Source organism: Micromonospora sp. A202, from assembly GCF_006715105.1.
GTDB lineage: Bacteria > Actinomycetota > Actinomycetes > Mycobacteriales > Micromonosporaceae > Micromonospora > Micromonospora zamorensis.
On sequence record NZ_VFMP01000001.1, the window covers coordinates 5883717 to 5895181 of the forward strand.

The 11465-nt window shown below is 70.9% G+C and carries 9 protein-coding genes; 5 read left to right on the top strand and 4 right to left on the bottom strand.

Translation table 11 applies throughout. The features are described 5' to 3' along the window. The first annotated feature begins 296 nt into the window (after nt 1-296). Nucleotides 297-1475, top strand: a complete 1179-nt coding sequence (locus tag FBZ33_RS27180; RefSeq protein WP_141911159.1) for an ABC transporter substrate-binding protein — start codon at nt 297-299, stop codon at nt 1473-1475. Between the two features lie 79 nt (nt 1476-1554). Here the strand turns inward: FBZ33_RS27180 and FBZ33_RS27185 are convergent, their stop codons facing one another. Together FBZ33_RS27185 and FBZ33_RS27190 are read right to left on the bottom strand one after the other, a co-directional pair. Beyond that, nucleotides 1555-2412 carry an ABC transporter permease gene (locus FBZ33_RS27185; protein WP_185755421.1) on the bottom strand — a complete coding sequence of 286 codons (858 nt, stop codon included), beginning with the start codon at nt 2410-2412 and terminating at the stop codon, nt 1555-1557. A gap of 100 nt (nt 2413-2512) precedes the next feature. Beyond that, nucleotides 2513-3544 carry an ABC transporter substrate-binding protein gene (locus FBZ33_RS27190; RefSeq protein ID WP_141911160.1) on the bottom strand — a complete coding sequence of 344 codons (1032 nt, stop codon included), beginning with the start codon at nt 3542-3544 and terminating at the stop codon, nt 2513-2515. Nucleotides 3545-3815: 271 nt separating this feature from the next. On the opposite strand from FBZ33_RS27190, the gene FBZ33_RS27195 reads away from it, so the two are divergent. The 4 genes from FBZ33_RS27195 to FBZ33_RS27210 all read left to right on the top strand — a co-directional run bounded on the left by FBZ33_RS27195 (nt 3816) and on the right by FBZ33_RS27210 (nt 8927). After that, nucleotides 3816-4601: an ABC transporter ATP-binding protein gene (locus FBZ33_RS27195; RefSeq protein WP_088950210.1), complete on the top strand. Its 786-nt coding sequence runs from the start codon at nt 3816-3818 to the stop codon at nt 4599-4601. 2 nt (nt 4602-4603) lie between these two features. Further along, nucleotides 4604-5554: an LLM class F420-dependent oxidoreductase gene (locus tag FBZ33_RS27200; RefSeq protein WP_141912971.1), complete on the top strand. Its 951-nt coding sequence runs from the start codon at nt 4604-4606 to the stop codon at nt 5552-5554. Next, nucleotides 5551-5859 carry a cupin gene (locus FBZ33_RS27205; protein ID WP_007465195.1) on the top strand — a complete coding sequence of 103 codons (309 nt, stop codon included), beginning with the start codon at nt 5551-5553 and terminating at the stop codon, nt 5857-5859. Before FBZ33_RS27200 ends, FBZ33_RS27205 begins: the two co-directional genes overlap by 4 nt. Before the next feature lie 77 nt (nt 5860-5936). Continuing rightward, on the top strand, nt 5937-8927 hold the full coding sequence (locus FBZ33_RS27210) for a hypothetical protein (protein WP_141911161.1): 2991 nt from the start codon (nt 5937-5939) through the stop codon (nt 8925-8927). 77 nt (nt 8928-9004) lie between these two features. Here the strand turns inward: FBZ33_RS27210 and thiC are convergent, their stop codons facing one another. Together thiC and thiD are read right to left on the bottom strand one after the other, a co-directional pair. After that, complete coding sequence (thiC, locus tag FBZ33_RS27215; RefSeq protein WP_141911162.1) at nt 9005-10597, bottom strand: phosphomethylpyrimidine synthase ThiC; 1593 nt, start codon at nt 10595-10597, stop codon at nt 9005-9007. A 17-nt stretch (nt 10598-10614) separates the two neighbouring features. Continuing rightward, nucleotides 10615-11400 (bottom strand): bifunctional hydroxymethylpyrimidine kinase/phosphomethylpyrimidine kinase, encoded by a 786-nt coding sequence (thiD, locus tag FBZ33_RS27220; RefSeq protein ID WP_141911163.1) that lies wholly within the window; start codon nt 11398-11400, stop codon nt 10615-10617. Between the last annotated feature and the right edge of the window lie 65 nt (nt 11401-11465).

An 11465-nucleotide genomic window follows, 5' to 3' on the forward strand; every position in this document is an offset into this window, starting at 1 on the left:
CCCGTGATCCGGGCAACTGATACCTTCATTTCCGCAAGCCCCTGAACAGGGCATGTAACTCCAGAGTGGTCACGCGTGTGTGCAAAGTGAGCTTTTGCAAACATTGCGTTACCCCAGCATGTGGGATGACCGTCCCGAAAATGCTGCCGGGGTCCGCGCTTGACCACAGCGCCGGCCATTGGCAAGGTTTTGCAGGCTTCGCGCACACCGTACGGCAGAGGAGATACCGTCCTCCACTGAGGACGGATTAGCGGCGGTGACCGGGCAGCGCCCGCGCCCGCACCTGGAGGACTGAGTTGAGCCCCATCCGCTCCGCGACCATCGCGGCGCTCGCATCGGCCGTAGTGGCCACCACGCTCACCGGCTGCCAGTTTGGCGGGGCGGAGCAGGACACGAGTCCGATCGTGATCGCTGCCGACCTCGAACTCTCCGGCGCCGCCGCCCCCGTCGGGCGGGCATACCAGCGCGCACTGGAACTCAAGAGGGACCAGTTGAACTCCTCCGGAGCACTGAACAACCGGAAGATCGAGCTGAAGGTGAAGGACAACCGTTCCGACTCGGCCGAGTCACTTCGCAACATCGTCGACTTCAGCAGCGATTCCCAAGTCAGCGCCATCATCATGGGCGGCTGTAACGAATGCGCGGTCGGTGCGGTCGGCACCATCAACGAGAAGCGGATTCCCACCATTGCGCTCGCCGCTTCCGGCGCGATCGCCAGCCCGGTCGCCGAGCGGCGCTACGTGTTCAAGCTCGGCCCCAACGCCGTGGACAGCGCCGCCGCACTCACCACCGAACTGCGTCGCAACAACCTCCGCAAGGTGGGGATGCTCGTCAGCGACGACGACTACGGCCGGGAGGGCGCGACCGCACTCAGGAGCGAGCTGAACAAGGCCAAAATCACGCTGCGCGAGCAGAAGGTCAAGACCACCGACACCGACGTCAGGCAGCAGGTCCGGCAGCTGACGTCGGGCAAGCCCGACGCGCTCGTCTTCTGGACGCCGCCGGAGCAGGCGACGCTGGCGGCCACCAGCGCTTCGCAGACCACCTTCCGCGGGTCGCTGTTCTTCGACGCGGGCGCGGCCGGTGACCTCTTCCTCGGCGAGGCAGCCAGGGCCACCGAGCGGGCCACGCTGATCTTCACCCAGACCATGGTGATCGACGACGTGATCGCGACGACGCCGGCCAAGGCGGCGCGACGACAGTGGTTCCAGGACTACACGGCACGTTTCGGCGGCTACAACGGGTCGTCGTCCTTCGCCGCGGACGCCATGCAGTTGATCACCGACGCGGAACTGCGCGCCGGCGGTGAGGTCGGCAAGGTGGACCGCGACGGCCTTCGGGACGTGCTCGAAACGTCCCAGATGGATGGCCTGTCCGGCCCGATCCGAATGACGCCGGACAACCACAGCGGCCTGATGCCGCAGGCGCTCACCACGTTGGTCGCCCGTAACGGGCGCTGGCGCCTGGCGGGGTAACGCTTCCCGGCCTCGACGCATGAAGAGGGCCGGCCTCCCGACGGGGAGGCCGGCCCTCTTCGTTCCGGCGTGCGGCGGGTCAGCGGCTGCTGGTGGTTTCGCGGACCCAGGGCAGGGCGATCCGTTCGCTCAGCACGAGCGCCGAGTAGAGCAGGATGCTCACCAGCGCCACCAACATGATCGCCGCCCACGCGGTGGCGGTGTCGCCGATACCGGCGTACTGCGTGATCACGAAGCCGAGACCACTCTCGCCGGCCTGGAACTCACCGATCACCGCGCCGATCGCGGCCAGTGGCATGGCCACCTTGAGCCCGACGAAGATCTGCGGCAGTGCGGCCGGGAAGCGCACCTTACGGAACGCCTGCCAGCGGGAGGCGTTCCAGGAGCGCACCAGTTCGGCCAGGTCAGCCGGCGTGGTGGTGAGCCCGGTCGCGGTCGAGAGCACGATCGGGAAGAAGCAGAGCAGGAACACCATGGTCAGGATCGGCTTCTGACCCCAGCCGAGTGCCACCACCAACAACGGGCCCAGCGTGATCTTCGGCACCGCGTTCACCGCGACCAGCAGCGGGGTGAACATCCGCTCCACCGTGCGGGAGCTGGCCAGGGAGAGTCCGATCAGGACACCGGCCGCCGCCGAGAGCGCGAAGCCGATCAGGATCTCCAGCAGGGTGTCCCAGGTGTGCTCCAGCATCTGGGCGGGCTTGTCGACGAACGCGGCGAGCACACCACCGGGCGGTGGCAGAGCCGCGGGGTGGACCAGCTCAAACCGGGCGATCAGCCACCACGCCGCCAGGGCGATCAGGAGGCCGGCCGCGGGCAGCGCCGCCCCGGCCACGGCCCGGAGGCTGGCACCTCGACCCGCGCGCCCCGCCTCGGGGCCGGCGCCCGGGGGTGGGGATGCCGCCACCGCCGGATCCGCTGACCGGACGTCGGTCATCTTGTCCTCCTCGAAATCCTCGGCCCCAGGGGGCTGACGAGCGACGGGGGTACGTCCCACCGGAGTCGGCGGAACGTACCCCCTGGTGACGACCGGACGATCAGGCCTTCGGCGCGAGGCTGAAGTCGATGATCTGCTCGGGGGTGATGTTCTGCTTCAGCGCGCCAGCGCCCTGCAGGATGGCGATGCTCTTGGCGACCCGACCGCTGTCCAGGGTGCCGATCGCGGTGCCGGTGTTGCCGGAGCGCACGTACGCGGCCATCAGCTCAAGCTCGGCGGCGGCGGCGACCGGGTTGGCGCCCTCTACGTTCTTCTTCAGGATCTCGCCGGCCTCCTTGGAGTTGGCCAGGCTGTACTCCAGGCCCTTGAGCAGCGCCGCGGTGAACTTCTTCACCATCTCGGGCTTCTCCTTGGCGATCTTGGAGGAGGTGATCAGCACGTTGCCGTAGAGGTCCTGCATCACGTTGCTGTACGGCAGCATGACGGCCTTCTTCTTGGCCACCGCCTCGATCGTCGGCTGACCGACGACGAACTGGCCGATGCCGTCCACCTGGCCGGTGGCCAGCGTGCTGATCAGGTTCTGCGCCTCACCGTTGACCCAGGTCACCTTTTTCTCGTCAACACCGGCGAGCCGGGCGTACGTCGGGAACAGGTTGCGGACCACGGACCCGGGGGTGTCGGCGAGCTTCTTGCCCTCCAGGTCCTTCGGGGAGGCGATGTTCTTGCCCTCGACGGTGGCGATGCCGGCCATGGTGCGCTGCTGGATCGCGGCCACCACGGTGAAGTCCTTCGCCTGGCCGTTGCCGACCTGGAGCAGACCGCCGGTGAGGTCGATCGGGCCGAACTGGGCCTGGCCACCGACGATGGTCTGGATCACACCACCGGTGCCCTGACCGGGCTTGATCTCGACGTCGAAACCGGCGTCCTTGAAGAAGCCCTTCTCCTTTGCCACCCAGGCGTAGGAGTCACGACCGAAGTTACCGAAAGAGGTGAGGTAGGTCACCTTCTCCAGCGAACCGCCGTTGCCGCCCTTGGCGTCGTCTGACGAGTCCGACCCGCTGCTGCAGGCGGAAACGAGAGCGAGGGCAGTGGCCAGCGCGGCCGTAGCGACCGTACGGGTCAGCCTTCTCATCAGTAGCACCATGTCCTTTCCTACCGGGGCCGACGGGCCACCGGAGGGGGTTGTCGTGACGGGCCGGCAGGAGGGGTGGAAGCCGGGCACCGCCGTCGTGAGGGGACTCTTCGCGGGCACAGCGTACGAGAAACCCACAGTTGCGACGCCAGGCATATCGGGTTGCGGAACGGAAACAACCTGACGACCACCCCGGACGGTGCGATACGTAGACACGCCCGCTAGCCTTTGTCGGATTCCTGACCGTCCACTCAGCGGAGGTGCGCCGGAGATGATCCGACTGTCCGGGGTGTCCCGTACCTTCGATGGCCGATCCGGCCGGGTGGAGGCGCTGCGCGGCATCGACCTCGACGTCGCCGAGGGTGAGTTCGTCGCCGTGCTCGGCCGCTCCGGCTGCGGCAAGTCCACCCTGCTGCGGCTGATCGCCGGGCTGCTCCCGCTGACCGCTGGCGAGATCACCGTGGCCGGTACGCCGATCACCCGCCCTCGCCAGGACATCGCCATGCTGTTCCAGAAGCCGGCGCTGCTGCCCTGGCGCACCGTGCTGGACAACGTCCTCCTGCCGGTGGAGATCTTCGGCTGGAGCCGCGCCAAGCACCGCGAGCGGGCCCGGCGACTGCTCGACGTGGCCGGGTTGGCCGGGTTCGAGAAGCGGCTGCCGCACGAACTCTCCGGCGGCATGCAGCAGCGGGTCTCGCTGTGCCGGTCGCTGATCGGTGAGCCCCGCGTGATGCTGATGGACGAGCCGTTCTCCGCGCTGGACGCGCTCACCCGCGAGGAACTCTCCGGCGAACTCCAGCGGGTGCACATGGAGAACAAGCCGACCATCGTCTTCGTCACCCACTCCATCGACGAGGCGGTGCTGCTCGCCGACCGGGTGGTCGTGCTGAGCCCTCGCCCCGGCCGGATCCGCAAGGTGCTCGACGTCGACATCCCCCGGCCCCGCACCCTCGGCCGCAACGCCCACCTGGCTGACGTCGCGCGAGTCAGCGCCGACCTGCACGAGCTGTTGATGGAACGCGACGAACCGGCCACGGCCAGCACGGAAGGACGATGAGCATGCGGGTGTCGGTCTTCACCGAACCCAACCGGGGTGCCACCTACGACACCCAACTCCGGTTCGCGCGGCTGGTCGAGGCCTGCGGGTACGAAGGCTTCCTCCGAGCCGACCACTACCAGTCGATGGGCGCCGACCCGGGCCTCCCCGGCCCCACGGATGCCTGGCTGACCCTCGCCGCGCTGGCCCGGGAGACCGAGCGGATCCGGCTCGGCACCCTGGTGACGTCGGCCACCTTCCGCCTGCCCGGCCCGCTCGCGGTGATGGTCGCGCAGGTCGACCAGATGAGCGGCGGCCGGGTCGACCTGGGCATCGGCGCCGGCTGGTACGAGCGCGAGCACACCTCGTACGGCATCCCGTTCCCGCCGGTCGGCGAGCGCTTCGACCGGCTGGCCGAGCAGCTTGAGGTCATCACCGGGCTGTGGAGCACCCCGTCCGGCGAGACCTACAGCTTCACCGGCGACCACTACCGGCTCGTGGACGCGCCCGCCCTGCCCAAGCCGGTGCAGGTGCCCGGGCCCCCGATCATCGTGGGCGGTCGCGGTCCCAAGCGCACCCCCGAACTGGCCGCCCGGTACGCCGCCGAGTTCAACATGCCGTTCAAGTCTGTGGCGGACACCGCCAAGGCGTACGACCGGGTGCTTGAGGCATGCGAGCGCACCGGGCGGGCGGAGTCCGGGCGCGACCCGCTGGTGCTCTCCGCCGGGATCGTCGTGGCCATCGGCCGGACCGACGCCGAAGCCCAGCGGCGGGCCGCACCCCTGCACGAGAAGAGCGCGCTGCCGCCGGAGGACCCGGTGGTCGGCTCACCCGCGCAGCTCGCGCAGCGGATCGGCGAGTTCGCCGCAGCCGGCGCCACCCGGGTCCACCTGCGCCTGATCGACTTCGATGACCTCGACCACCTCGAACTGATCGCCGCCGAGGTGCTCCCCCAACTGGACGGAGAACGATGACCGACGTGATCGACGGAACCGAACTCGGGCCGGTGGGCCAGGAGATCGTGTACGAGAACGACCGGGTCCGGGTCTGGCACATCCGCCTCGAACCCGGCGAGCGGCAGCCGCTGCACCGGCACGACCACCCCTACCTGGTGGTGGCGATCGAGGGCGCGAAGAACGTCGTGCAGACCATCGACGGCACCCGGATCGACGCCGACGAGCCCACCGGCGGCGTGGTCTACCGGGATCCGGGCGCGGTACATATGCTCACCAATGTCGGAGACACGACTTACCTGGCTCGGCTGGTCGAACTCAAGTAGACCCGCCGAGCGCGGGCCTGCGCGTCGCGCGGCGTGCCGGTGGCGATTCGGTGTACCGGGTGCGTAACGTGCCCGACATGGCCTTTCGGACCTGGGGCAGACTGCTGCTCACGGCGCTCGGGGTGAGCGTGCTGGCCGGAGCCGGCCAGCTCGGCGTCGCGTACGGTTTCGGCATCGTCCGGCTGACCGGCGCCTTCACCGGTACGACCGTCAACCAGTGGCCGACCCAGCTCGTCTGGGTGGGCTGGTTCGCCGCGAACGCCGCCGTCGTCGGCGCCGTCCTGACCGGACGCCTCGCTCGCCGCGACGCACCGGCGGTCAGCACCGGCCGCCAGTTGGCGATCGGTGGCGCGGCGGCGCTCGGTGCCACCGTCATCGCTCCCCTCTGCATGCAGCCCGCCCGCGCCGCCGAGTTGATCTCCGTCGACCCGGTGTGGGCGGTGGGCATCTGCGCCGTGCTCGGTGCGGTCATCGGGGCGGGCGCGGCGATCGCCGTTCTGCTCCGGCCCGAGCTGGGCTGGAACATGGCCGCGGTGGCCGGCGCGGTCTGGCTGCTGGCGCTGATCTCGGTCCTGCCGTCGCTCGGCACGGCCGGCCCGCTGCCGACCGTGCGGCTCGGTGTCCTAGAGCCGAGCTGGCTGGCCGACGACGCCGCGCAACGGCTGTCGCTGCTCCTGCTGCCCATCGTGGCGCTGCTGGCCGGCGTGGCGACCGCCGGACTGGCTCGCTGGCGGGGCCAGGCACCCCTGATCAGCGGGGCCACCGGGGTCGCCGGTCCGGTGCTGGTGGCATTCGCGTACCTGACCGCCGGGCCGGGTGACGCCGTGGACCGCTACCAGGCCACTCCCTATTACGGCTCGTTGATCGCGATCCTCGCCGGTGCGCTCGGCGCGGCGGCCGCAGCGCTGCTGCGCTGGCCGACCGGCGCTCGCAGCGCGGATTCGCAGGCGATCGAGCCGTCCGACATCCTGCGCCCACTGCCCCCCGGCCCGGCCCTGCCGGGCACCGCGTCGGCGAACTCGACGAACGACCCGGACACCACCGACCGCACCGACGCGGGCCCGACCGCCGACACCAAGCCCGCCGGTGGTGTCGTCGCAGGCCCGAGGGCCGCAGCCGGCTCCGATGGCGTACGCACCGCCCCGGCCCACTGGGACTGGCCGGCGTCCACCACGGGCGGCCAGGATGGCCCGACCCCCGCCGTTGCGGCGAAACCCGCAGCCTGGCTGACCGATCCGACCGGCGAGTTCACCGCTGGAGAGCAGACGCGCCGGTCGATCCCGGGCGATGTCACCTCCCCGGTCGAGAGCGAGCGCTCAGCCGCGACCAGCGTCAGCAGCCCCACCGACGCCACCCCGGCCAGCGCCAAGGCCGGCCACGCCGATGCCGCCACCCCGACAGTCGGCCCTGCCAGCGCCCCGACCGACAGCGCAACAAACACGCTCACGACCGCCACGGGCGCGCCTGGTGCGGGAACGGGCAGCACCGGAACCACCAGCACCGGCACGACAGCCACCGAAGCGGCCAGCACCGGCACGACCAGCGCAAGCGCGGCCGACGCCGGTACGGGTGATGCGGCGGTGCCGAGCAAGCCGCGCCGGGTCCGTAAGCCGAAGGTCAGCCCGGGTGCCGCGATCTCTGACCCGGTCGATGACGCCGCGCCATCCGAGTCGGATACCGCCGACGAGGCGGCCACCGGCCGCACCAGGAAGGTCACCCGGGCGGGCAGGTCCGCCGACAGCACCGGTTCTGGCACGGTCACCGCCGCTCCCGTTCCGAGCAAGCAGAGGCCGGGCACCGACGCCGATCCGACCACCGAAACCGCCCCGACCACCACGAGCGGCGCGACGGCAGCCGGCCCGATCGCCGTAACCGGTTCGACGACAGCCACCCCGACCGCCGCAAGCGGTTCGACGGCGACACCGGCCGGCGCCAAGGCCGAGGCGGTCAAGCCGCCCCGCACCCGGGCCGCAACCGCCGGAACGGAAGCAGCCGACCCGACGGCGGAAGCAGCCCAGTCGTCCCGCGTCCCGGCCGAGGCGCCCGTGCCGAAGGAAGCACCCCGCCCGAAGGCGGAAGCGACCAGCTCGAAGGCGGAAGCACCCAGTCCGAAGGCGGAAGTAGCCGACCCGAAGGCGGAAGCGAACAAGCCTCCCCGCGCCTCGGCCGCCGCGAGTAGCGCAGTGGCGGGGGCAGCCGACCTGCCGCGCAGCGAGGCCGCCGCAACCAGCTCGAAGACCGACGCCGCCAGCCCGCCGCGCACCCCGACCACCGCAACCAGCCCGAAGGCCAACACCGCCGACCCGGCCAGCGCATCCGCAACCGAGCGGGCGGGCGGAGCCGACGACGAGCCGTCCGCCACCGAGGACGGTCCCGGCACCGGGTTGTTCGGGAGCACTGCCGCCGGTGACCCGGACGCCGACCGATGGACACCAGCACCTTCGGCCTGGCCGGTCAGCGCGGCCTGGACGGTGCCGCCGCAGACCTCCGCACCGGGGCCAGCGACATCGCAGACGCCGACCGGGTCGGACACGGCGACCGGGCCGACGCCGAGGCCCCGACACCGGGCGCCGTTGCCGGACCTGAGCCGGGCCAGCTCCTGGAACGCCTTCGACACCACCGGGCGCGCCGGACAGGCGGAGGCAGCGGACAGTTCGGCGGATCGGACTACGCCGACCAGCCCGGCCGCGACCGGCGAGACAGCCGCCCGCGTTGGAAGCCCGAGTCAGCCGGACGCACCGCTCGTGCCGGGCGCGGCGGGCACGCCCTCCGACGCCGGCACCGACGAGTCGGCGAGCACCGAAGCCACACCGGCCGCGTCGAAGCCGGGCAAGGTTGCCGAGCAGCCTTCCCGCCGAGGACGGCTCGGTGGCCTCTTCCGCCGCAACCGATCCCGGGCCGACGAGGAGAGCCAGGAGGCGGCAAACAACGTGGAGCCGCTGCCTGCAAAGGACGAGGAGTTCGTCGACTGGGTAGCCGGGCTGAGCAAGCCGGTGTCGGACAACGAGCCGGAGCAGGACAACGGTCGCCGGTCGCTGCGCTCCACCGGTCGGCACCACCGCGAGTGACCCCACCCACGGGCACGTCGAAACGCCGATCGACCTGCCTACCTGCCTGATCGCCCAAGCGTGCGCACCGCGCCGGTTCAGGCCAGCGGCAGATACACCCGGCCGCCGCCGGAGACGAACTCCTCCGACTTGTCTTTCATGCCGCGGGCCGCGTACTCCTTCAGCTCCTGGGTGATCTTCATGGAGCAGAACTTCGGGCCGCACATCGAGCAGAAGTGCGCCGTCTTCGCCGGCTCGGCGGGCAGGGTCGCGTCGTGGTACGACCGAGCGGTCTCCGGGTCCAGCGAGAGGTTGAACTGGTCCTCCCAGCGGAACTCGAACCGCGCCTTCGACAGCGCGTCGTCCCACTCCTGCGCGCCAGGGTGGCCCTTGGCCAGGTCGGCCGCGTGCGCGGCGATCTTGTACGCGATCACGCCCGCCTTCACGTCGTCCCGGTCCGGCAGGCCGAGGTGCTCCTTCGGGGTCACGTAGCAGAGCATCGCGGTGCCGAACATGCCGATCATCGCGGCGCCGATCGCCGAGGTGATGTGGTCGTACGCCGGCGCGATGTCGGTGGTCAGCGGACCGAGCGTGTAGAAGGGCGCCTCGTGGCACCACTCCTGCTGGAGGTCCACGTTCTCCTTGATCTTGTGCATCGGCACGTGGCCTGGGCCCTCGATCATCACTTGGACGTCGTACTCCCAGGCGACAGTCGTCAGCTCGCCGAGGGTGCGCAGCTCGGCGAACTGCGCCTCGTCGTTGGCGTCCGCGATCGAGCCGGGGCGCAGCCCGTCGCCGAGGGAGAACGTCACGTCGTACTTGGCGAGCAGCGCGCACAGCTCCGCGAAGTTGGTGTAGAGGAAGTTCTCCTCGTGGTGCGCCAGGCACCAGGCCGCCATGATCGAGCCACCCCGGGAGACGATCCCGGTGACCCGGTCCACGGCCAGCGGCACGTACGGCAGCAGCACCCCGGCGTGCACCGTCATGTAGTCCACGCCCTGCTCGGCCTGCTCGATCACGGTGTCCCGGAACACCTCCCAGCTCAGCTTCACCGGGTCACCGCCGACCTTCTCCAACGCCTGGTAGATCGGCACCGTCCCGATCGGCACCGGGGAGTTCCGCACGATCGCCTCGCGGGTCTCGTGGATCCGCTTCCCGGTGGACAGGTCCATCACGGTGTCCGCACCCCAACGGGTGGCCCAGGTGAGCTTCTCCACCTCCTCGGCGACCGATGAGCTGACCGCCGAGGTGCCGATGTTGGCGTTCACCTTGACCAGGAACGCCTTACCGATGATCGCCGGCTCACACTCCGGATGGTTCACGTTGAGCGGCAGCACCGCCCGGCCGGCGGCGATCTCGGCCCGTACGAGTTCCGGGTCGACGTTCTCCCGGATCGCCACGAACTCCATCTCCGGCGTCACCACACCCGCCCGCGCGTACGCGAGTTGCGTGGGCCGGCGACCGTCCACCCCGGCGAGTGGCGTGCTCGCACCCCGTACCGGCGCCACGTCACCACGCTCGGCGATCCACGGTCCCCGCAGCGGCGGCAACCCGACCTCCGGGTCCGACCCGGGGCCGGACGTGTCGTAGAGCCGTACCGGCGGAAGATCCCCGGTCAGCCCCACCTCCGCGAACGGCACCCGGACGTCCGGTCGCGAACCCTCGACGTACACCTTGCCTCGTGCGTGCATGACAGCCTCCCTGGTGATCAAGCGGACCAGCCGAAGTGGTTCAGCGGTCCGCGCCCCGCGCCCAGCTCCCAACCCCGCGCGCCGGTCAGCGCCCGGAGCACGTACTCCTTGGCGGCACCCACCGCCGCCGGCACCGGATCACCCAGCGCGAGCCGCACGGCGATCGCCGCCGAGAACGAACACCCGGTCCCGTGGGTGTGCCGGGTCGTCACCCGGGGGGCGCGCAGCAGCGTGGTGACACCGCCGCCGTGCAGCACGTCGACCGCCTCGCCGCCGTCCAGATCACCCCCGGTGACCACGACGTGGTCCGGGCCGCCGGCCGCGAGCGCCTCGGCGGCCACGACCATCCCGGCCACGTCGTCCACCGGGCGTCCGGTGATGGCCGCGGCCTCCGCGCAGTTCGGCGTCGCCACAGTGGCGTACGGGAGCAGCCGCTCGACCGCGCCCACCACGCCGAGCCGGTGGCCGCTCGTGGCGACGAGCACCGGGTCGACGACGAGTTGGGGCAGCCGGCCGGCACGTGCGGCCTCCGCCACCACGTCGGCGACCGCCGGGGTGCCGAGCATCCCCGTCTTGACCGCCGAGACGGTGAAGTCGGCGAGCACGCTGTCCAACTGCTCGGTGACGGTGCGCGGAGGCAACGGCAGGACGGCGTCGACGCCTCGGGTGTTCTGTGCGGTGACCGCCGTGATGACGCTGGTGCCGTACGCGCCCAGCGCGGCGAAGACCTTCAGGTCGGCCTGGATGCCCGCGCCGCCGCCGGAGTCTGAGCCTGCGATTGTCAGCAGTGTTCGCGGGGTCATTTTCCCTGGCCTTTGGTTGCGGTTGGGGGCTGCGGCCGACCGTGCCCACTCCGGGCGGTCAGGCT